Below are 21,062 nucleotides of genomic sequence, written 5' to 3'. Positions count from 1 at the left end.
TATCTAAAAATATTAAAATATCTTATGGGAAATATTATTTTTTTCTAGGGTATTTTTGGTTTTTATAAATTTATTTTTTAAACTCATTTACGAGTTGTACGAGATATTCTATATTTTCAACTGGGGTATGTTGAGTACAGCCATGACCTAGATTAAATATATAACCATGTGGGTGGCGTGAGCCAATTTCTAAGCAATGAATTAATTTTTCTTTTAGCAGTTTTTGCGGCCCATATAAAAGTAAAGGATCGAGGTTTCCCTGTAAAGCAATTCCACTGCCGGTAAATTGCTTTGAGACTTTGTATAAATCTTGTCGCCAATCTACACTGTAAACGTTGGACTGGATGGAGAGAGCTTCTTCGGTAAGTCCTGCCCCTTGTCCGAAGAAATTGATCACAGGAACGAGTGGTTTAATCTCATCTACGATTCGTTTCGTGTAGGGAAGACAAAATTCTCTGTACTGGTCGGGAGCAAGTGCGCCGGACCAACTTTCAAACAACTGAATTGCTTCTACCCCAGCATGAATTTGCATTTTCAAATAAGCAATGGTTGCATTTGTTAGCAATTGCATGAGGCGATGAAATGTCTCGGGTTCGTTGAACATGAGTTTTTTTGTCTCAAAAAATTCACCTTTGGCACTGCCTCCTTCTATCATATAACTCGCAACCGTAAATGGTGCACCGGCAAAACCCAGCATGGTGGTTTCTTTAGAAAGTTGGGGCTTCACTCGTTCAACAGTTTCACCAACGTAACTTAATTTTTCAATGAGTTCTTCAATATTTTCAGCAGCGGGTAGAATACTTTTAAGATCATAGCTGCTGCGAATTGTTTTTGCATAGCGCGGTCCTTCTTTTTCTACGAATGACAATTCTAAACCCATAGCATCGGGTATAAGTAATATATCTGCGTATAAAATTGCACCGTGAAGGTTAAATCTTTTTAAGGGTTGTAAAGTTATTTCTGCTGCAATTGTAGGAGTCTTAAACATATTTAACGTGTTATGTTTTTTTCTAATTTCACGGTATTCTGGTAGGTAACGACCCGCTTGTCGCATAAGCCAAAGTGGTGTTTTTTTAGTTTTGATTCCTTTAGCTGCTTCAAGTAGAAGTTTGCTCATATTATCTCCAGAAAATTAATTAAAGTAACTTAGTGTTTTTTTGTTCGAGGTGTTGAACGACTTTTTTAACATCTTGACTGCGGGCAAGTGGCATGACTAAAACGGCATCGTTTGTTGCGATAACGGCAACATTTTCCATACCAACAACAGAAACGAAGGGCCCAGTTGTATGGATCACGCTGTTTCTTGTTTCGTGAGTAAATATTTCTCCAGAGAGTGTGTTACCTTGACTGTCTTGTTCAAAACATTCACGCACAGCTGACCAAGAACCTACATCATTCCAATCAAAATTTGCAGGGATGCATGCGACGTGACTCGTTTGTTCGATGAATGCAATATCGATTGGAGAGTTTTCTATTTTCGCATATATTTCATTAAGATTATCATTATTAATAGCTTCTATTAATGCAGCTGTTTCTGGTTGAATATGGGAAAATGCGTTCCAAAATGTTTTTGTCTTCCAAACAAATATTCCTGCATTCCAAAGATATTTTTTTGTGCGTAAAAATTGTTCCGCAGCAGCTTGATTGGGTTTCTCACGAAAGCTGCGCACGCTATAACCCGTAGCAGTGACTTCAGTTAATTTTTGTGGAGATAGAATATTTCCATCTTTGTCTAAAGGAAGACCTTGCTCTATATAACCAAATCCAGTTGCAGGATAGGTGGGCTGAATACCTACGGTTACAAAAAAATTATTTTTAGCGAGCTGAATTGCATCGGAAATTGTTTGCTCGAAGGAGCGGATATTTTGAATGGCATGGTCTGATGATAAGATGACCATGATCGCTTCAGGATCTTCTTGCATAAGTCGCCAAGCACTCAAAGCAATTGCGGGAGCCGTGTTGCGCGCTTCGGGTTCTATGATCATTTTGGCAATTTGGTTTGAAACTTGATTTGTGCACAGATTTTCTTGTCCTTTTGCTGTGACAAGCCAGCGTCTGCTGATAGGAGAAATATTTTTTATGCGCTCGATGGAGAGTTCGAGCAGTGACTTTTTAGCGCCACCGAGGGTTAAAAACTGTTTTGGAAACGATTTGCGTGAGAGAGGCCAGAGGCGCGTGCCCGAGCCACCACACAAGATAATTGAATAAATGTTTTGATCTTTTTCAAATACATCGTGTTGAGCCATATCACTCTCCCATCATGTTCTGTTTTTAGCAAAGGTTTCCCCATCATTTCGGGCTCCTCTTGAAGTCGTGTTGTCGCATAAGCAAAGCATTTTCTCAACTGTTTGACAAAGCCCTTCAAGAGATCTTTACTTTCCATTGAATTGGGCTACATCGACTCACGGAAAGGGGCTCGCCAATGGCAAATCGTATTCGCACTCTCGAAGATCTTAAATTTGAAGAAAATTCTAACCCTGTTGTTTTTTTACGTCTCGATTTAAATGTTCCAATTAAAAACGGAAAAATAAGCGATGACACACGTATACAAGCTGCATTGCCTACAATTAAGTGGTTGCTAGAAAAAAATGCGAAGATAATTGCCTGTTCCCATTTGGGACGGCCAAAGGGAAATGGTTTTGAGGAAGAATTTTCTCTTTCACCAGTTGGTTCACGTTTAGCAGAACTTCTTAATATAGATGTTGTTCTTGCACATGATTATACCGAAGATGGCTTTTCAAAAATTGTCTATGATTTAAAACCAAAACAAATTATTCTGCTAGAAAATTTACGTTTTCATAAAGAAGAACAAGCAGGCAATGAAAGTTTTGCCAATAAGTTAGCGCGCAGCGCAGATTATTATGTTAACGATGCATTTGGCACTTGCCACAGAGCCGATGCATCCATGGTTGCCGTGCCTGAATGCTTTCCATTGGAAAAAAGAGCAGCAGGTTTTCTCATTGAAAAAGAAATGAAATTTCTTGAAGATGCTTTCCGTGCGCCAAAAGCTCCGGTTACAGCTGTGTTTGGTGGTTCAAAAGTCTCCGACAAAATTGATATCTTGCGTAAATTCACAACAATTGCAAATAATATGATCATCGGTGGAGCTATGGCTTATACATTTCTGAAATGCAAAGGCAAAAATGTTGGTAATTCAAGAGTGGAGTCCGATAAATTCGCCCTTATCGAAGAAATATTTAAGGCAGCAGAAAAGCGTAACGTTAAAATTTATTTGCCAGAAGACCATCTTTGTGGTGCAGAATTTTCTGAAAATGTGACACCTGTTTCTGTTGGTGCTGCTGATATTCCAGATGGATTAATGGGGCTCGATATTGGTCCAAGTACTTCCGAACTATTTGCAAGTGTAATTGAAAAAAGCAATGTCGTTGTGTGGAATGGCCCTATGGGTGTTTTCGAATTTGATTCCTTTGCAAAGGGAACAAAAGCAGTGGCCGAAGCAATGGCAGAATGTGAAGGAACAACAATTGTGGGTGGAGGCGATTCCGCTGCTGCAATTGTCAAATTCAAAATGCAAGATAAAGTAACACATGTTTCTACCGGTGGTGGAGCGAGCATGGAACTTCTTGAAGGCAAAGAACTCCCTGGAATTCGTGTATTAAGAACAAAATAATTCTACACTCTTTTAATATTAAAGAGTGTTTTTTATTATATTTTATTGGAGTAAATTATGGTTTCAGAACGAAAAAAAATGATTATTGGCAATTGGAAAATGTTTAAAAATTCGGCACAGGCAAGTGCTGATTTTTCTGAATTAGCAGATTTAATTGTCGCTAAAAATCTGAATTTAGAAGTGGGAATTGCTGCACCCAGTGTTTTTCTTGCCGAGCTTGCACGTAAAACGCAAAACTCTGTTACTTTATTTGCACAAAATGCTCATTGGGCAAATGAAGGCGCTTTTACAGGCGAAGTATCTCCAGCTATGCTCAAAAGCATTCGTGTCAATGGAAGTTTGGTTGCACACAGTGAACGCAGACAGATGTTTGCTGAGAGCAATGAAACCGCTGGAAAACGTGTGGGTGCTCTTATTCGTGCAGGCATGAAAGCTGTTTTGTGTATTGGCGAAACCCTTACAGAACGTGAAAATGGTGATCTGAAAAAAGTTTTAAAAACACAACTTGAAGTTGCGCTCAATGCATCAGGTATAAGCAGTGCGAATGAATTTATAGGCTCAGATCCTTCCTCGCCACTTCTTTCCATTGCTTATGAACCTGTTTGGGCAATTGGCACGGGCAAAGCGGCTTCGCCTGTAGAAGCTCAAGAAGCGCATGCATTTATTCGTGAAGTTCTTGCTTCCTACTTTAATCCCGAAACCAGCTCACGTTTGCAAATTCTTTATGGTGGAAGTGTCAAACTGAACAATGTCAGCGATTATATGGCATGCCCTGATGTTGATGGAGCGTTGGTTGGTGGTGCGAGTTTAGTGGCAAAGGATTTTGCTGAACTCTGCGAAAAGTGCGTATAAAAATTCACTCCATTATTATTTAAATATTGTAAATATATCAAATGATTTAAAAGGTTCGAAATGAAAAATAAAATAACTCTTCTTGCGTCTCTTATTCCTTTAATTTTTATTAATAATGCATTCTCACAAAATGAAGAAGCTAAAGATAATTTAGGTCGCCCATTGTTATATTGTAAAGATTATATGATAAAGGCTACGCATGATAATGGAAATGTTCAAGTTCTTTATAATGATTCTGAGAAAGCTTATTATTTATTTAAAAATAGCAATTCACAAATTAAGAAAAAATCTAAGAATAAATTTAGAATTATTCCTAAAGATGGGAATATGAAAGAATGTACCTTACCTGTGAAAGTAAAAGACTCATTTGCAATAGAAGTTGTTGGTATGAAAGATAATGATAAGTATTTATCTTTTCAAACAGCTGTGGATATCTTTTCGCAATCCTATTATTATGTAGGTAGTAATATTTCTAATTTTTATTTACAAGAGCCTTTGAATAAGGAAAAAAACGGTTATAATCTTGTAAATGTAATAGATGATTCAATTTTATTTTGTTTTCATGGATCTTGTACTTCCGTTGGCGATCTTAATGCACAGTATACAAGTTTTGAATTTATAGCGATTAAAAAAGAAGATGATTGTGAGCAAAATACTGGTTTTCGCAGAGTTATTCAAAAAGCAGACAAAGAATTAGTGAATTTTGATAAGACAGTTATTCAACCAAGTATTGCAAAAGCAGATAAAGAATTAGTGAATTTTGATAAGACAGTTATTCAACCAAGTATTGCAAAAGCAGACAAAGAATTAGTGAATTTTGATAAGACAGTTATTCAACCAAGTATTGCAAAAGCAGACAAAGAATTAGTGAATTTTGATAAGACAGTTATTCAGCCAAGTATTGCAAAAGCAGACAAAGAATTAGTGAGTTTAGATAAGACAGCTACTCAGCCATTTGTAAAAGAAGTAGATCAAGCGTTAGTGAAATTCGATGAAGAAGTCACTCAGCCAGTTGTTAAAGAAGTAAAAAAGTTCTTCAAAAAAGCTTTTAATTGGTGAAAACCTGCTAAATGTTAACGATAAGGGGATTTTATTTTGCAACAATTTAAAATCAGTTTGAATTGTTGCAAATTTAAAAAATTAGAATTTATTTATCCAAAACTAGGTCTTTAATTGGGCTAATATCTCCTTCTTTAATCGCTTTTATCAATTGAGCATCAACTCCGCCATTGTTAGGAAATTCAGTATACGTCCAATTTTCGCAAGCTGAGCTTTTGATTTTTCTTTATTTTCTAAATAATATTTTACTTCCCGATGCTACCCGTTTTTCGAACTCATGCACACCTTCTGCTGTGATGGGTGCCCTTTTCCATACGCTTGAATTTTCATTATTCACACAGAAAAAATAAAATCCAATGTTGCTTATGTGGGTAGAAAATTGAAATAACGAAACAGAGCAGAATAATAGAGAAGAAACTAACGATTTTTCCATAATTTATTCCAATTTTATTCGACGCTAAAAAAATACAGATGGTGGAAATAACCAAGGTCTTGGTATTTAAAAAATTAAGATTATCAATGAACATTATGGGGAAATTTCATTTTTTTTATGTGAAGATGTGCTTTTTTGCGAAATATTCTGCATGAAATGATTTTGCGTATGAGGATTGAATGTGCTTGTTTCATCATAGGACAATATTTGTGGTAATGATCCTTGCATAGCAAACATTTCTTCATCAGAAAAACCTTGAAATGCAATTGTCCTGTGCGGCTTTATGAGAGAATATTCGTAAAGTTTTGTATAGGCATCAAAAAGCTCAGGGTTTTGTGCAAGTTTTTGATAAGCATTGCCAATGCACAAACTGTATTGTCCTTTTGCTTCTGCAACCAATGCAGCCACTTTCGACGATGTTTCCGCTTCAAGGAGCTGTGCATCAAGACGTCCCACTTCTTCGATATCGGCTTTTGCTTTTTCTAATCGAGCAGCAACCGTATCAAATAGTTGCTGTGAAACTTCTGGTAAAAGGCTAAGTTTGCTAATAAAAATCTTATCAACAGTGATCCCCCAGCGCAAAGTTTCGTTTTTGATCTCATCTTTTATTTTCTGATTCAATGCATTTCTGTTGCTTAATATCTGTTTGAATTCAAGAGTTCCTAAAATAGATGTTGCTGCACTGGTTAAAGTGCTTTGTAACGATTTTTCTAAATTTTCTACTTGAAATGCGGCTTTAACAGGACAAGTGATATTAAATTCGACCCAGAGATCGATAATAATTGTTGTGCCAGAAAGATCATTGATATGAATTTCTTCAAATGTTCGAAAATCTTTTTTTAAAGAAACAGAAATAGTTTGACAGGTTGGCAGTATTTTTTCGAAACAAAAATGTAAACCGGGTTTTTTAAAAATCTTTACAAGCTTACCGAAACGACACATTAATATATTTGTTTCGTTATCTACTTGAATGATAAATGCTTTGCAAATTAAAAAAATGAGGGGTATCGTGAATGTGCCGAAAACGATTCCAAGAATAAGTTGTAAAACTTCATGTTTCATAATTACCTCTTAATATAAGAGAGCTTAGATTCGGAAAAAACTTCTACTTTTCTCCGCTCAATATACTGTTGTAACGTACCATTTTTTTGTAATTTTTCTAAAATGTGAACAAGTGTCATGATTTCTTCTTCAACTGCTTTTGCTTTTGCCTGAGCAATAGCAATCCCTTTTTTTGCAGCAATCAAGCGTTGCTCACATTCTCCTTCAGTCTGCGCATAAGAACGCTGTGCTTCGCTTTGTGCATTGATAACGCCATTGAGTGCATGGGCAAGTTCATCTGGCGGAAGAATGTCTGTTAAATCAACACCATCAAAATGTATACCATAATTTTCACCCATTTTGAGAGTAAAAAATTCTTGAATATGTTGATTCATTTGCTGACGATCTTTTCTGAGAGCTGCATAGGAACCCTCTTGAGACTTTATAATACCGCTATTTTTATTTTCAAAACTTGCAATTTCATTATGGAGCAAACATGTAAATAAACTTTTGATATGCTCATTCGCTTTTCCCATGCTAAATAAATATTCATAGAGATTTGTTTTAAGCGGGCTGTATCTTAATTTTGCATCGAGACGTAGCAGTGTTCCATCTGCGACCATGGCCATAGAAGCACTTTCATTATCTGAAAGATCTATCATCTGTTCCATAATTGATATTTTATAAACTTTTTGCCAAGGCCATTTGAAATGCAATCCTGGTAAAAAAGTTTTTAAATGATTTGTTTCTTTATTGATCAATATGGCTCTGCCAAAACTTGTGAGAATTGCGACTGAGCCTTCATTGACTTGAAATCTGCATTTATTGGAAATATATAAAAGATAAAGAGCTAAGCCAGTTAAAAAACCAATGAGCATATGCTCAGTCATTATGTGTCTCCTATTTTTTTAAAATTTATAGAGTGCATTTTTCCATTTCACACTTGTATTTTCTAAAATCTTTTTCTTGCTATCAAAATGACCACTGTGTTTTTTATATGCTGCGACAAGCCCTTTATTCACATCGACGACATCTTCATTGAAATTCATATGTGCATCTGTCACTTGAGGGAGTAAATCAACTTTATCAAGTGAATCGACTACCATGCCATGTGGGACATAGCGTCCCGTTGGAATTTCGACTCCGACAACAATAGCTCCAATCCCAATATAGCAATGCGAACCAATGATAGAATCGTGAACGATTGCTTGAAAACCAATAAAGGAATTGTCCCCTATAAAGCATGGTCCATGGACAAGAGCTTGGTGAGCGACTGAAACATTTTCTCCAATATACACTGCCCAGTCTTCTCCGCCAACGCTCACCCATTTTTCTTTTAGAGCATGGATAACAACTCCATCTTGAATATTTGAATTTGAGCCAATATAAAACGGAGTTCCTTCGTCGGCTCGAATGGAAGATTCTGCTGCTATATGAACATGATCTCCTAAAACAATACGGCCGATCAAGGATGCTTTTTGATGTACGAAGGCGGAGGCCGTTATATATGCTTTTTCTCGAATTTGTGTAAGCCAATTTTGATTTTCTGTTGGCAGAGAGTAATGTGTCGGTTTTTTATAAGCAACTTTTAATCGACTCGGTAAATGGCCACGAATATGTTTTGACTTTAACGGAGGATTTTCAGTGTTTTTCTCGGGCTTTTTGAGCCAATTTCCAAGTGAACAAACAAGTATACCACTTAAAAGTCCCCATAAAAGATGCCCTGAAACCGTTCCCAGCATGGTTAAGGTAAATGCGAGGGCGGCAAATTTTTGTGTGCTGAGTAAATGAAAAAATGTTTTATATTCAACAAGTCTGAGGCCAATAACACAGAGCAATCCTGCTAGTGCTGCCAAAGGGATAGATGACATCGTTTCAGCAAAATAAAAAATACAAACGAGCAAGAGAACAGCATGTAGAAGGGAAGAAAGTCTCGTCTTTGCTCCGCATTGGACATTGACGCTTGAGCGAACGATGACACCCGAAACGGGCATTCCACCAAATAATCCTGAGCTTAAGTTGGCAAAGCTTTGGCCAAACAATTCAAGGTTTGAATTGTGACTTTTTTTATTTTGGGCAATTCGGTCAATGGCTTGAGCAGAGAGTAAGGATTCTATTGAAGCAAGGAAAGCTAAGGGGATTGCAAGGGCAAGAAGATGAATCCATTTGTCAAAACCAAGTATGGGCATGCTTGGTAAAGGTAAAAACGAAGGAATAGAACCCACCCTTTGAATGCCCCAGTCCAATCGGGTGGACACTTCTGTCACAATAACAATACCAACAAAGGCAGCAGGAAAACGCTTAAACTGTTTACAAGAAGTGACGAGCAGTGCGACAACAAGCCCACAGACCACGGCATGCCAGGAGACCTCATGCAGCCAATCGCTTTTATCCAAAATTTTTGAAATTGCAAAAATACTGTTATTAAATCCAAGTAATTCTGGGAATTGATTGTCAAGCAACTTTAGGCCAACACCCGTGGTAAAGCCGACCAAAACGGCTTCTGGCATATATTTAATAAACCTTCCTGCTTTTAATAAACAAAGTAGGAGTTGAACAAATGCAATAATAATACAAGTTCCAGCAACTCCCATTGCTCCAAATTCTTTTGTTATGGTTAAAATCATAAAACTAAGAGCAGCGGCTGGTCCTGTTACTTGAAGTGCAGACCCACCAAATATGGCTGCCATCCCACCGCCAATTGCGCCCGCAATGATTCCTGTGCTTGCAGGTAGACCACAGGCGACTGCGAGGGCAATATTGAGCGGAAGTGCAACAGAAGCGACAGTGATTGCAGCAATGACATCTTGCAATAGACTTTTGCTGCGGAGCACTTCAAGCCAATTATACGCAAGATCTTTTGCGAGTTCATTTATGCTCAAAATACTTTTTAAATTAAATATATTTTTATTGAGTGATTTTTTATCAAGTGAATTGGAGTTTTTAATGAGAAAATTATAAGAACTAGAAGAGCCAATTAATTTCTTCATTGTAACTCCAAAGCATTCATATTAAGTTAAATGACTAAAAAATTTATTCCTCTAAAATTCTTTATTTTCACGTTATAACTTGATTGGCATAAATTAGAAAGAGGTGATATTTTATTGACGATATAAAAAATTTTTATCGTCAATATTTATTAAAAATAAATTTTTAATGAAAATCTTTACATAAAAAAAAACTTATGATAGATACATGCATATGACTGACCGGATAGTAATATCTCGTGTATTATAATGAGGGATGTAAAATGAAGGGCATACAGAAAAATAATAGTTTCGCTATAATCAAACCAAATTACAAATCCTCAACGCTCCTTCTATCTTATCTAGATCTATCTCTACTAAATTAAAACAATCTTTTTTTAAAATTTAATATTATAATATTTGTTATGAAATAAAATATATTCTTACTTAAGAATTTTTCGAATGAATTAACAGAAATGCATTAATTAACATGAAATTCAGAATGGAGTTTGTTATGCAAGCACGTCAGATAAAAATATTTGATACAACCTTAAGAGATGGACAACAGTGCCCAGGTGCAGGAATGTCATTTGAAAATAATATTGAATATGCAAAATTGGCTGCTAAAGCAAATATTGATATTATTGAAGTTGGTTTTCCAAGCGCAAGTAAATTAGATTATATGATCGTACATTCTGTTGCAAAAGAAATTGTAGAAAATAAATCGAGTCCTATTATTGCTGCTCTTTGTCAACTGAGAGAAAATCAAATTGTGACTACTGTCCGTTCACTTGAACCAGCAATTAAATATGGCAGAGCCCGTCTACACACATATGTGCCAGTCGATTCACAATTGATGTCTGCCTTGGGCGATTATGGAAAAAACTTTTCACAAATAATAAAAGATGTATATAATTATATTAAGATTGCCACGCAAGCTGATGTTGAAGTCGAGTTTAGTCCAGAAGGTTATTCTAGGATGGGTGAACAATTTAATTTTGTAACTGATTTAATCAGAGCTGCTATTGAAGCGGGTGCTACAATAATAAACTGTCCAGATACAATTGGGGGAGCATGTAAATTACAGGGCCGTGAATATTTTGTAGAAAAAATGAATGATCATGCAAAAATTATTGAAAAAGAATTTCCAAATAAAAAAATAACGTGGTCTGCTCACTGTCACAATGATTTTGGGTTAGCGCTCGAAAACTCAATCAACGCAGTTATCTATGGTCCTGCCACACAAATAGAGGGATGTTTTAACGGCATTGGCGAAAGAGCTGGTAATGTTTCTTTAGAGCAATCGATTATGTTTCTTAAAAAATTCGGAGCATGCGAAAATAATAAAATGCGTTATTATACAAATGTTAAGATTGAACATTTGCAGGCTATTTCGGATTTTGTCAGCATAAATATGCTACAACGTCAACCGCATTGGCCGATCACTGGAGAAAATGCGGCAAAGCACTCTTCCGGTGGACATACAAACGCTATTATAAAAAATCCTTTATCATATCAGCCATTTGACCCAAACGAAATTGGTAAGAAAATCTCATTTTTGTTTGGCCCATTTAGTGGTGGAAATCATGCCAAAGATATAATTGAAGAGTTTGGATATATTTGTCTAGAAGAGGAAAAGGCATGCATAGCACAATTTATAAAAGATTTTCATTCAGAAAGAAGAAAAGGAATTACCGATTCTGAGTTAATAAGCACCTATATTGAATATAGAAAACCAATAAAGATTAATAATTTTAATTATGCAAAATATGAAAATAATAATTCAATTGAAGTTGAAGGTGATTTTTTTGGCGAAAATAAAAAATTTCAATTCACAAACTCGAAAGATGGTTCTGTATACACAGCTCTTTACAATGCTATAGTGAAGTTTATTCCAGATATGAAAATTGGAAGATACTTTAGTCAGTCAATTGAAAAAGGTGTGAATTCAATAAATCGCTCTAAAACTATGATTGAAGATCAAGATAATAAAACTTACACTGGAATCGGAGAAGACTTTGATATCGAAATATCTGCTTTAAAATCATTGATTGATGCAGCAAATCATATGTATATTCAAAGAACCTATGTCAAAATAAATTGAGGAACGTCTGATGAATAAAAATATAGTTGAAAAAATTTGGGATGCGCATTTGATCAATGAAACTCCTGGGCAATCTTCAGTTTGTGCAATTGATTTTGCTTTTTTACATGAAGTTACATCTGCACAGGCGTTCCAGACCCTCAAAGAACGTAATATTGAAATCATGTTTCCGCATCAATGCATAGCCACAATTGATCATAGTATTCCGACCCGAAAAAATAGAACAGAAATCTATGATTCTGCGGCAAAAAATCAGGTTGAGTTATTAAGACAAAATGCCAAAAACAATGCAATTCCATTTTATGATTTTGAGAGTGGATATCAAGGAATTGTTCATGTCATTGGACCAGAGCTTGGAATCACTCAGCCTGGAATGACTCTTATTTGTGGTGACTCTCACACAGCAACACATGGTGCTTTTGGTACTTTAGCATTTGGAGTAGGTACCTCAGAATTATCGCATGTTTTAGCTTCTGGCTGCTTATTATTAAATAAACCAAAAGTTATGAAGGTAGAATTCTGTGGGAAAATGCAAAAAGGCGTTTTTGCAAAAGATCTTATTATGAAGCTGATCGCTCAAATTGGTATCGGTGGCGGAACTGGTTTTATTATTGAATATACAGGTAAAGTTATACAAGAAATGAGCATGGAAGAGCGTATGACTATTTGCAACATGAGTATTGAATGTGGAGCAAAAGCAGGTCTTATATCACCAGATACTACCACGTATCAGTATTTATTACAAAGACCATTCGCTCCATCTGAAGACCATTGGGAGAATTTAGTAAATTATTGGAATTCATTTAAGAGTGATGAAAACTGCGAATACGATACAGAAGTTATTGTTAATATTCAAGAAATGGAACCTATGGTAACATGGGGCACAAATCCTGCCCAGGCTATAGAAATTTCCAAAGAAATACCTGAACAAACTGAAATATCGCAAAATGAAAAAATAATGTATGAAAAAGCCTTAGATTATATGAATCTTAAAGGTGGTATGAAAATGGGAGATATTCCAATTGATTGGGCATTTATAGGATCATGTACAAATGGTCGAATAGAAGATCTAAGAATATGTGCGAAAATAATTCAAAATAAAAAAGTTCATCCATCAGTTACGTTGTTTATCGTACCTGGCTCTGAAGGTGTGATGCAACAGGCAAAAAAAGAGGGTCTTGATAAAATATTCATAGATGCGGGTGCTGATTTTCGTATGCCTGGATGTTCATTATGTTTAGGAATGAACGATGATAAAGTACCAGCAGGGAAAAGATGTATAAGTTCTACAAATAGAAATTTTGTGGGACGACAGGGAACTGGAAGTTTTACACATTTAGCCTCTCCAGCAACTGTTATAGCAAGTGCGATTGAAGGAAAAATCAGTTCACCAAAAAAATATTTTTAAGTAAAAGGTTTTAAATATGGAAAGTAAAGCATCAATAACAGGAAAATGCATTCCACTTGAGATGAGTGATGTAGATACCGATCTTATCATTCCTGCACAATATTTAACTTCAGTGACTCGCAAAGGCTACGGCGAAAATCTTTTTAAAAGGTTGCGTGAGAATTCTCCAGATTTTATCTTTAATAATGCAAAATACAAAGATGCAAAGATTTTAGTGACGAAAAATAACTTCGGCTGTGGCTCTTCAAGAGAACATGCAGTTTGGGCTTTAAAAGAATATGGCATTCAGGTTATAATTGCGCATTCTTTTGCCGATATTTTTGCGGGAAATAGTTTAAAAAACCGTCTTATTCTTATCCAGCTTCCGGAAAGTGAAATATATAAAATTATAGAAAAATCGAAGCAAAGTGAATATATATTAAAAATTGATTTACATAGCACAAAAATTGAATCGAAGTGCGGTGATATTTATAATTTTAAAATGGATGATTTCCAAAAATCTTGTTTCATTAATGGATTTGATGAAATTGATTATCTTCTTTCTTTTAAAGAAAAAATTATAAAATTTAAGCATGAACAAATGCAAAATAATATTATTCCAAAATTAAACAGGACAATATGATGAATAAAAAAATCGCAGTATTACCCGGTGACGGGATTGGACCAGAAGTAATGGAACAAGCAATTCAAGTGTTGCGTTGTATTGAAAAAAAATTTAACCACCAGTTTGAAATTAATTTTGCTCACGTTGGGGGTGCTGCTTATGAAAAATTTGGCAGTCATTTCCCTGAGTCAACAAAGTTCGTCTGCCAAAAGGCAGATGCAATTTTGTTTGGATCAGTCGGTGGTCCTATTAGTGAATCTCATCTTGCTAAATGGAAAGATTGTGAAAAAAATTCTATTCTTTCTTTACGAAAGGAATTTCAGTTTAGTTCTAACATTCGCCCAGCAAAAGTTTACCCTGAATTAAAAGATATCTGCCCATTGAAAGATAGTATTATAAAAAATGGAATTGATATCGTTATTGTACGAGAGCTTTTAGGAGATGTTTATTTTGGTGAGCATAGAACTTTTATTGAAAATCAATTGAGAAAAGCGTCGGACCTCTGCGAATACAATGAAAAGCAAATAGAAACGGTTGCTCATCAGAGTTTTAAAATTGCGCTTGGGCGCAACCGTAAAGTGACATCGGTTGATAAGGCAAATGTTTTGGATACTTCAAAATTGTGGCGAGAGGTCGTAGCTGAAGTCGGTAAACAATATCCAACTGTTACTTTAGAACATATGTTGGTTGACAATTGTGCGATGCAATTTTTTATCAATCCATCGCAGTTTGATGTTATTGTAACAACTAATTTATTCGGTGATATTCTCTCCGATGCTGCAGCAGCCTTTCCTGGAAGTTTAGGGCTTATGCCATCAGCAAGTTTTAATGAAAATGGATTTGCTCTGTACGAACCTTCGGGTGGTTCGGCTCCCGACATTGCAAGCAAAAATATTGCAAATCCAATTGCGCAGATCATGTCGCTCGCTATGCTCTTAAGGCATTCTTTTGAATTGGTCGAGGAAGCTCAGTGTATAGAAAATGCAATACAAAAAACTCTGCAAGCTGGTTATCGCACATCGGATATATGCATTGACAAAGAAAAAGCAGTGACAACAGAGCAAATGACTCAACAAATTCTCTATTTTATGTAACCAAAGAAACAATGAATTTTCCAATCCTGTTTTAATTCAAAAAACAAATGAATTTTTTTTTGTTCCTTAATCTCTATTTTTAAACAGCTCGAGTCCAAATCTGATTTCGAATTCATAGCATAAACATTCAGATCAATTTTATTGCCAATAGAAATAGGGAGCGTGATCTCTTCATTAAATGGAATCCAATTTTTGTCATTGATTTTAATACTCGAAGAGATATAGCCCCAATTTTGTGGATGCAGAGCTGAAATCTTGATCGTTTGCAATGTGCTCAACTCGGCCGAAGCACTTAGAGATGTCATAGCTGCACAAATTATAGATATGAAATTATTAAATATCTTTATCATAAATCTCTCCTTTCTTGTAATAAAATTTAAATAATTCTTATAGAAGTTTTATGAAACATTTTTAAGCTCTTTTCTTTGATATTATTTTGACAATCTTGTCGAAAGATATAAACTAGCTCCTGTTTGGTTAACAATTTAAAATCTTCGTCAGACTATATGATTTTCAAAGAAATTTTGCAATTCGTTTTGTCTGGGGTAATTGGTGAGTAAATTCTATTATAAGATAATGTATTTATTGGGTATGAGATTATTTTGAAAAATAATTATTAAATTTTTAAAAATTATTGAAATTTATAATTGTATTTTGAAAAATTATTTTATAATATATAAATGGTAATGTAAGAGTTAGTATATGTAAACAATTGAAACCAAATTAATATTTAGAATATTTATTCTTAGAAAAGGATGTGCATATTAAGAAATTAATAAGATGAGTTTAATTTGTAAAAAAGGAGAGATGGATATGGAAAACTGTTAACTTTTTAAAAATAGAAATAATTTTGAAATTTTATATAAGTCGTTCAATTATATAATAAGGATATATATATGGTAAGCATTAGACAAAAATTGTTTCCAAAGTTAATGATCATCTCTTCTATTTTTTATTCTGTACAAATCTCTGCGGATGTCATTTCACCGATTGAAAGCCTTGCACCTAAACTAGCAAATGCAAGAAAAAATTTTCAAACAACGAGTGATTTAAAATCTGAAAAAAAAGAAAATAGAAATAAATTACTCAGACTTTCAAATTTAGCATATCTAATTTCTACGCAGAAGCTAAATGCTCATTTAGGAGATAAAAGTGAAGCGATAGTAACAATTACCAACACAAGTCCCTCCGATTATATTCGGGTGGAACCTCTGCCATTGACTTATCCTTTACAAATATTAAATAATTCTTGTGATAAAGAGCTCTCTCCTTCCCAGAGTTGCGTGTATAAAATTATTTTTTCCCCACAACGTCATGACCAAAAAGGGTCAGATGAAATAAAAATAGCGTATTATAATGGAAATGATTCAAAATTGATAAAATTAGATCAAATAAAATTCCAAACCATTCCAAAAAATGTGCTCGATTTATCCATGTATGATGAAGTTTATGCATCTCTAAATATGGGAACTATTTGTTCTGAAAAAAGAATGTATGCAAATGGTAAACATAATATACCTCTTTTTCCAAGCCTTTCCATCACGGACAAAAACTACAAAAAAATCACAGTAGATGAAAAGGAAGTCTATGATGCCATACAAGTTTTTGTTCGAAGAGGAAATACAAATCTATTTATTGAGCAAGAAAATAATAGCAGTACATATAGTGTCTCCCAAATGAAAAATAAATTTTCCCGTTGTATGAATTCTCCTACAAATGATTCCTATAATTATCACAAATTGTTTTTTACTTCGAGTAATGGAGGTGAAAACATTATCATAGGTGGGAAAATTGAATACATTAATAAATTGGGTGAAATAAAAACGATACAGACAAGTGACAATGGATATTTAACAATCCAAAGTTTAGATAAAATAATTTATCCAACTGAAAATCTATTTCATCTCGTGCAAGAAAAAAGTACTGGTTTTGGATTCACAGCATCGACTCGCTCTGTAGTTCGTGTTTCTCCAAAAGTTGAAGTTTATCCAAATCTTTATCACTATCGTTTGAGCAGCTTTTCCATGACAGATACAACATTTGGAGAGCATTATACAACAGGGCTAAAACCACTTAAGTTCAATCGTGAGAGTTTTAATCTAGTGCGTGGGTTTTATGATAATTCTCCAAGTATGAAATACAACTCTAACCAAAACTATGATGTAGGAATTAATTATAACTTTAAATACGGTAGAAAATTTCAAGTTCTCGATCTTATTTCCTTAAAACACAAACCAAATCTTATAGATAGCATTAATTTAGATGGTTCATACTTTAGCTTAGCTTCTTTCCAGAAAAATGACCTGGCATTGGTTACGCAAAGTTATTGTAATGGCTGCACACATGTTTCCGCAGATGTCTACTTTAAGTTAACATTGGATGGACATGATACTTACGGAAATGATTTTAAATTCATTTCAGATTCACGGCAAAACAATTTATATTTATAAAATAAGTTTCATTTTATCTATGTTTATAAAAAAAGGCATCCTAAACAGGATGCCTTTTAAAATAATTAAATATTAATTTATTTTTTTACATTTTCATTTTCTTTTGCTGGCGCCTGTGCTGCAGGTTTAGCTATAGAAACGAGATTCACTTTGAAAACAAGTGTAGAGTTTGGCCCAATATTTGGAGATGGAGATTGTGCGCCATATGCAAGAGAAGCTGGAATATAGAGCATCCAAGTGGAGCCTTCTGGCATAAGTTGGAGAGCTTCTGTCCAGCCTTTTATAACGCCGTTGACTGGGAATGTTGCAGGCTGACCACGTTCATAGGAGCTATCAAAAACCTTACCATTGATTAAGGTTCCTTCGTAATTAACAGTCACAGTGTCTGTTAATTTTGGCTTTCCACCTTTTCCTTCGGAAACAATCTTGTATTGTAGACCGCTTGGGAGTGTGACAATACCTTTTTCTTTCTTATTCTTATTTAAGAAATCTTCGCCTGCTTTTTGGTTTTTATCACCAATCAGTTTTTGTTGTTCAGTTAAATATTTTTGCATGAATTCTTGGGATTCTTTTTCACTCAATTCAGACTTTTTGCCATTTAGGCCTTCTTCAAAAGCTTTGAGCAAAGCCTTTTTGTCAATTTTGAAATCCGATCCATTGATACTGGATGAAAACTGATGGCCAATAATATATCCTGCTTTTTCTTCGTCGTTTTTGAAGGTCACTGTACTTTTCTTTGCAGTTTGAGGGATGGGTGTCGTTGCATTTGCTGCAAGCGAGATCACAGGGGAACATGCGAGGGCTGCAACAAGTGCCCATTTTTTTGTTGAAGCAATCTTCATGACAGAATTCCTTCTTATGATTAGAAATACGGCATTCGTAGACAAACGAATGATGGCAGGACTGTATTACTGTTGTATATAAGTGTCAAGCACTAGCACTCCTAAATTTAATACGCTAAGTGTTAATATATTGGACTGAGAGAGGAGTTTTCATGGTAAAGCAAAAATCATTTAAATTTGATGCTGCAGTGTTTATTGGTCGTTTTCAGCCTTTTCATAAGGGACATGTAAATAGTGTACGGATTGCTTTGCAGAACGCCCATCAACTTATTATAATTTTAGGCAGTTATCGAATGTCAGCTTCGATCCGAGGCCCATGGCTTGCTGAAGAGAGAATTGCAATGATTCAATCTGCTCTTTCGCAAGCACAATTAAAGAAAATTCAATTTATCTGTATTCGGGATAGACTTTATAATGAAGATATTTGGAAAAGTAATATTATAAATGAAGTAGAAAAGAAGGTTGGATCTGGCAAATCAATCGCAATAATAGGGCATGAAAAAGATTCTTCTTCGTATTATTTACGACTTTTTCCAAATTGGAAATTTATGGAGACAGGTAATTACAAAGGAATTAATGCCACTGATTTTCGCATGAGTTATTTTTTAAGAGACAAGATAAAGACATTATATGAGCATATCCCGGAAGGAGTTATTCCTCATTTAAAAAAATATAAAAGGACTGAGGACTATAAAATATTAAAAGCCAAATTTAATGCATTTGAGTCATTAAAGTTACATTTGAAAAGAGACCCAGAAAAAACGGTTTGTAATGCAATTATAGCATGTGGTGGTTATTTTTTATTTGTTAAAAGAAAAGAAATATTTTCACAAAATTTATACTCGCTGCCGGAGGCTACTCCAAAAGAAAATGAATCTTATTTTGAGTGTGTTGCAAGAGCTTTAATAGAAGAAACAGGACTTCATATTTCTCCAGAAAAATTAAGGCAATATTATAAAAAAGAAGGAACTTTTGATTATGCCGGAAGAAATCCTTTAGAAAAAACAATTTCTCATACGTTTCTTTTCGAATTAAATGATGTGCCGTACCCTAAGGTAACGGCAGGAAAAAATATATCTCAAGTAGAATGGGTTTTGTATGATGATATTTATACAAATGAGCATTGTTTTTACTCAGATTTTTTTCAAATTATTCAATGGTTCTTGCGTAACTATTAAATATTTTTTAATTTTTTAATAAATTGTTCATAACCACTTTTTTCAATGGCAAAAGTCTCTTGTTCACCAGAGTGAAGCCATTTGACCGCAAATAAATTATTTTGCAGTTCGTCATTTCCACGAAATACAACAGCTTTTGCCCCCGATTTTTCTGCATTTTGAATTTGCTTCCCAAATTTGCTTTGCACAATAGGTGCTTCGACTTTAATCTGATAATTTCTTAAAATTGTTGAAATCTTAAGTGAATCCAGTCTGTCGTTTTCTGAAAAACGCAAAACACAAACATCTGTTTCTTTTTTTAATTTCGGAGTGAGATTGTGAGATTCCATAAAGTTTAAAATGGCCACATCTCCCATTCCATAGCCTATGCCTGGCAACTCATCCCCGCCAAAAGCTCCTACGAGATTGTCATAACGGCCACCACCAAAAAGTGCACGGTTATTATCAGGATGATTGTCAAAAACTTCGAAAACCATGCCTGTATAATAATCAAATCCTCGCATAATATCGGGAGAGAATTTTACACACTGAGAGTTGGTTAATTCTTTTAAAATATCAATTCTTTTTTTAAGCTCAATTGCATCTAGAGAATTTTCTTTTAGAATTTGAATAATTTCTTCAATCGAAGAATTGAGAAATACTTCGAGGCTCTCAATTTTCTTATCGTCTAATTCAAGTTTTTTACATTCTGTATGAAAAACTTCTGATGAAATTTTATCTCTTTTGTCGAGCAGGCGTAATAATTGCGGAATAATATCTTTCGAGATGCTTAAATTGTGGTCAAGAAATGCGTTTATGATCCCTCGGTGATTTACTTTTACTGTAAATTGTTCATCTGTCGCACCAACACTTTTGAGAACCTCAATTGCGGTCAGGATAATTTCAACATCTTCATCAAGTGGAATGCCACCGAATAAATCGACATTGAGTTGATCAAACTCACGCAATCTTCCACGTTGAGGGCGCTCAAAACGCATGCAGGTCGGGATACTGTACCAGCGGATAGGGCGGGTCAGTTCTCTCTGTTTAGAGGCGATCATTCTTGCGAGGGTCGGTGTCATTTCAGGACGAATGGCAAGAGTTCTTTCTCCTTTATCTTTAAAAGAATAAAGTTGTTCGCGGACAATTTCTTCACTTGATTTTGCTGCATAGAGTTCGAGATGCTCAACAATAGGGCCGTTATATTCTTCATATCCAAAAGAATGCATGACAGTGTGAATTTTTGCGTAAACATATTTTTTTAAGCGTTGATCTTCGGGAAAAAAATCTCGAGTTCCTCTGTAACCTTGAGTGCTCAGGCTTGCTTTTTTAGTCTTTTGGATATCATTTGCCATATTTTTATCATTCCTACACATGTCAGACTGGGTTAGGCTCTTATGAGCTTTTGCTAAGCTAATGGC

18 protein-coding genes are annotated in these 21,062 nt (G+C 34.9%); 9 read left to right on the top strand and 9 right to left on the bottom strand.

The window, feature by feature from the left end:
* Nucleotides 1–70: 70 nt before the first annotated feature.
* Complete coding sequence (hemE, locus tag EZS29_RS09735; RefSeq protein ID WP_130609611.1) at nt 71–1,117, bottom strand: uroporphyrinogen decarboxylase; 1,047 nt, start codon at nt 1,115–1,117, stop codon at nt 71–73.
* Nucleotides 1,118–1,136: 19 nt separating this feature from the next.
* Nucleotides 1,137–2,246 carry a mannose-1-phosphate guanylyltransferase gene (locus tag EZS29_RS09730; RefSeq protein ID WP_130609608.1) on the bottom strand — a complete coding sequence of 370 codons (1,110 nt, stop codon included), beginning with the start codon at nt 2,244–2,246 and terminating at the stop codon, nt 1,137–1,139.
* Nucleotides 2,247–2,422: 176 nt separating this feature from the next.
* Here EZS29_RS09730 and EZS29_RS09725 point away from each other — a divergent pair, with 176 nt between their 5' ends.
* The 3 genes from EZS29_RS09725 to EZS29_RS09715 are packed head-to-tail and all read left to right on the top strand — an operon-like array spanning nt 2,423 to nt 5,542.
* Nucleotides 2,423–3,631, top strand: coding sequence for a phosphoglycerate kinase (locus EZS29_RS09725; protein ID WP_130609605.1), 1,209 nt, complete (start codon nt 2,423–2,425; stop codon nt 3,629–3,631).
* A gap of 57 nt (nt 3,632–3,688) precedes the next feature.
* Nucleotides 3,689–4,483 (top strand): triose-phosphate isomerase, encoded by a 795-nt coding sequence (tpiA, locus tag EZS29_RS09720; protein ID WP_130609602.1) that lies wholly within the window; start codon nt 3,689–3,691, stop codon nt 4,481–4,483.
* A gap of 60 nt (nt 4,484–4,543) precedes the next feature.
* On the top strand, nt 4,544–5,542 hold the full coding sequence (locus EZS29_RS09715; protein WP_130609598.1) for a hypothetical protein: 999 nt from the start codon (nt 4,544–4,546) through the stop codon (nt 5,540–5,542).
* A 226-nt stretch (nt 5,543–5,768) separates the two neighbouring features.
* On the opposite strand, the gene EZS29_RS09710 is transcribed toward EZS29_RS09715, so the two are convergent.
* The 4 genes from EZS29_RS09710 to EZS29_RS09695 all read right to left on the bottom strand — a co-directional run bounded on the left by EZS29_RS09710 (nt 5,769) and on the right by EZS29_RS09695 (nt 10,006).
* Nucleotides 5,769–5,975 (bottom strand): hypothetical protein, encoded by a 207-nt coding sequence (locus EZS29_RS09710; RefSeq protein WP_130609595.1) that lies wholly within the window; start codon nt 5,973–5,975, stop codon nt 5,769–5,771.
* Nucleotides 5,976–6,068: 93 nt separating this feature from the next.
* Complete coding sequence (locus tag EZS29_RS09705) at nt 6,069–7,037, bottom strand: SPFH domain-containing protein (RefSeq protein ID WP_130609592.1); 969 nt, start codon at nt 7,035–7,037, stop codon at nt 6,069–6,071.
* Nucleotides 7,038–7,039: 2 nt separating this feature from the next.
* Nucleotides 7,040–7,906: an SPFH domain-containing protein gene (locus EZS29_RS09700; RefSeq protein WP_130609588.1), complete on the bottom strand. Its 867-nt coding sequence runs from the start codon at nt 7,904–7,906 to the stop codon at nt 7,040–7,042.
* A gap of 18 nt (nt 7,907–7,924) precedes the next feature.
* Nucleotides 7,925–10,006, bottom strand: a complete 2,082-nt coding sequence (locus EZS29_RS09695; RefSeq protein WP_130609585.1) for a SulP family inorganic anion transporter — start codon at nt 10,004–10,006, stop codon at nt 7,925–7,927.
* Between the two features lie 490 nt (nt 10,007–10,496).
* On the opposite strand from EZS29_RS09695, the gene EZS29_RS09690 reads away from it, so the two are divergent.
* Genes EZS29_RS09690 through leuB form a run of 4 tightly spaced genes read left to right on the top strand, consistent with a single transcriptional unit; the run spans nt 10,497 to nt 15,192 of the window.
* A complete protein-coding gene (locus EZS29_RS09690; protein ID WP_130609582.1) occupies nt 10,497–12,086 on the top strand; it encodes a homocitrate synthase/isopropylmalate synthase family protein in 1,590 nt (529 codons plus the stop codon).
* A gap of 10 nt (nt 12,087–12,096) precedes the next feature.
* Nucleotides 12,097–13,494 carry a 3-isopropylmalate dehydratase large subunit gene (gene leuC / locus EZS29_RS09685; protein WP_130609579.1) on the top strand — a complete coding sequence of 466 codons (1,398 nt, stop codon included), beginning with the start codon at nt 12,097–12,099 and terminating at the stop codon, nt 13,492–13,494.
* Nucleotides 13,495–13,510: 16 nt separating this feature from the next.
* Nucleotides 13,511–14,116, top strand: a complete 606-nt coding sequence (gene leuD / locus EZS29_RS09680) for a 3-isopropylmalate dehydratase small subunit (protein WP_130609575.1) — start codon at nt 13,511–13,513, stop codon at nt 14,114–14,116.
* Nucleotides 14,116–15,192 (top strand): 3-isopropylmalate dehydrogenase, encoded by a 1,077-nt coding sequence (leuB, locus tag EZS29_RS09675; protein WP_130609572.1) that lies wholly within the window; start codon nt 14,116–14,118, stop codon nt 15,190–15,192. The genes leuD and leuB overlap by 1 nt, the downstream gene beginning before the upstream one ends.
* On the opposite strand, the gene EZS29_RS09670 is transcribed toward leuB, so the two are convergent.
* Nucleotides 15,180–15,542 (bottom strand): hypothetical protein, encoded by a 363-nt coding sequence (locus EZS29_RS09670; protein ID WP_130609569.1) that lies wholly within the window; start codon nt 15,540–15,542, stop codon nt 15,180–15,182. The two genes, leuB and EZS29_RS09670, sit on opposite strands and share 13 nt — an antisense overlap.
* Before the next feature lie 546 nt (nt 15,543–16,088).
* Between EZS29_RS09670 and EZS29_RS09665 the strand changes: the two genes are divergently transcribed.
* A complete protein-coding gene (locus EZS29_RS09665; protein ID WP_130609566.1) occupies nt 16,089–17,642 on the top strand; it encodes a hypothetical protein in 1,554 nt (517 codons plus the stop codon).
* Nucleotides 17,643–17,719: 77 nt separating this feature from the next.
* Here the strand turns inward: EZS29_RS09665 and bamJ are convergent, their stop codons facing one another.
* Nucleotides 17,720–18,484: a BamJ family beta-barrel-assembly machinery protein gene (gene bamJ / locus EZS29_RS09660; RefSeq protein ID WP_130609563.1), complete on the bottom strand. Its 765-nt coding sequence runs from the start codon at nt 18,482–18,484 to the stop codon at nt 17,720–17,722.
* 152 nt (nt 18,485–18,636) lie between these two features.
* On the opposite strand from bamJ, the gene EZS29_RS09655 reads away from it, so the two are divergent.
* The gene (locus EZS29_RS09655) at nt 18,637–19,662 is read left to right on the top strand and encodes an NUDIX domain-containing protein (RefSeq protein ID WP_130609560.1); all 1,026 of its coding nucleotides are present in this window, start codon (nt 18,637–18,639) and stop codon (nt 19,660–19,662) included.
* Here the strand turns inward: EZS29_RS09655 and hisS are convergent.
* Nucleotides 19,659–20,996: a histidine--tRNA ligase gene (gene hisS, locus EZS29_RS09650; protein WP_172603878.1), complete on the bottom strand. Its 1,338-nt coding sequence runs from the start codon at nt 20,994–20,996 to the stop codon at nt 19,659–19,661. The two genes, EZS29_RS09655 and hisS, sit on opposite strands and share 4 nt — an antisense overlap.
* Nucleotides 20,997–21,062: the final 66 nt, after the last annotated feature.

The organism is Fluviispira sanaruensis (genome assembly GCF_004295685.1).
Lineage (GTDB): Bacteria > Bdellovibrionota_B > Oligoflexia > Silvanigrellales > Silvanigrellaceae > Silvanigrella > Silvanigrella sanaruensis.
Note: the sequence above shows the minus strand (reverse complement) of the source record. Positions and strands in the feature narration are given on the sequence as shown.

Bases quoted from the DNA above. Each gene is read 5' to 3' on its own strand.
- EZS29_RS09695 (WP_130609585.1), bottom strand. From the start codon at position 10,006: ATGAAGAAATTAATTGGCTCTTCTAGTTCTTATAATTTTCTCATTAAA.
- EZS29_RS09655 (WP_130609560.1), top strand. From the start codon at position 18,637: ATGGTAAAGCAAAAATCATTTAAATTTGATGCTGCAGTGTTTATTGGT.
- EZS29_RS09715 (WP_130609598.1), top strand. From the start codon at position 4,544: ATGAAAAATAAAATAACTCTTCTTGCGTCTCTTATTCCTTTAATTTTT.
- hisS (WP_172603878.1), bottom strand. From the start codon at position 20,996: ATGGCAAATGATATCCAAAAGACTAAAAAAGCAAGCCTGAGCACTCAA.
- EZS29_RS09730 (WP_130609608.1), bottom strand. From the start codon at position 2,246: ATGGCTCAACACGATGTATTTGAAAAAGATCAAAACATTTATTCAATT.
- leuC (WP_130609579.1), top strand. From the start codon at position 12,097: ATGAATAAAAATATAGTTGAAAAAATTTGGGATGCGCATTTGATCAAT.
- bamJ (WP_130609563.1), bottom strand. From the start codon at position 18,484: ATGAAGATTGCTTCAACAAAAAAATGGGCACTTGTTGCAGCCCTCGCA.
- leuB (WP_130609572.1), top strand. From the start codon at position 14,116: ATGAATAAAAAAATCGCAGTATTACCCGGTGACGGGATTGGACCAGAA.
- EZS29_RS09670 (WP_130609569.1), bottom strand. From the start codon at position 15,542: ATGATAAAGATATTTAATAATTTCATATCTATAATTTGTGCAGCTATG.
- EZS29_RS09665 (WP_130609566.1), top strand. From the start codon at position 16,089: ATGGTAAGCATTAGACAAAAATTGTTTCCAAAGTTAATGATCATCTCT.
- hemE (WP_130609611.1), bottom strand. From the start codon at position 1,117: ATGAGCAAACTTCTACTTGAAGCAGCTAAAGGAATCAAAACTAAAAAA.
- EZS29_RS09690 (WP_130609582.1), top strand. From the start codon at position 10,497: ATGCAAGCACGTCAGATAAAAATATTTGATACAACCTTAAGAGATGGA.
- EZS29_RS09710 (WP_130609595.1), bottom strand. From the start codon at position 5,975: ATGGAAAAATCGTTAGTTTCTTCTCTATTATTCTGCTCTGTTTCGTTA.
- EZS29_RS09725 (WP_130609605.1), top strand. From the start codon at position 2,423: ATGGCAAATCGTATTCGCACTCTCGAAGATCTTAAATTTGAAGAAAAT.
- leuD (WP_130609575.1), top strand. From the start codon at position 13,511: ATGGAAAGTAAAGCATCAATAACAGGAAAATGCATTCCACTTGAGATG.
- EZS29_RS09700 (WP_130609588.1), bottom strand. From the start codon at position 7,906: ATGACTGAGCATATGCTCATTGGTTTTTTAACTGGCTTAGCTCTTTAT.
- tpiA (WP_130609602.1), top strand. From the start codon at position 3,689: ATGGTTTCAGAACGAAAAAAAATGATTATTGGCAATTGGAAAATGTTT.
- EZS29_RS09705 (WP_130609592.1), bottom strand. From the start codon at position 7,037: ATGAAACATGAAGTTTTACAACTTATTCTTGGAATCGTTTTCGGCACA.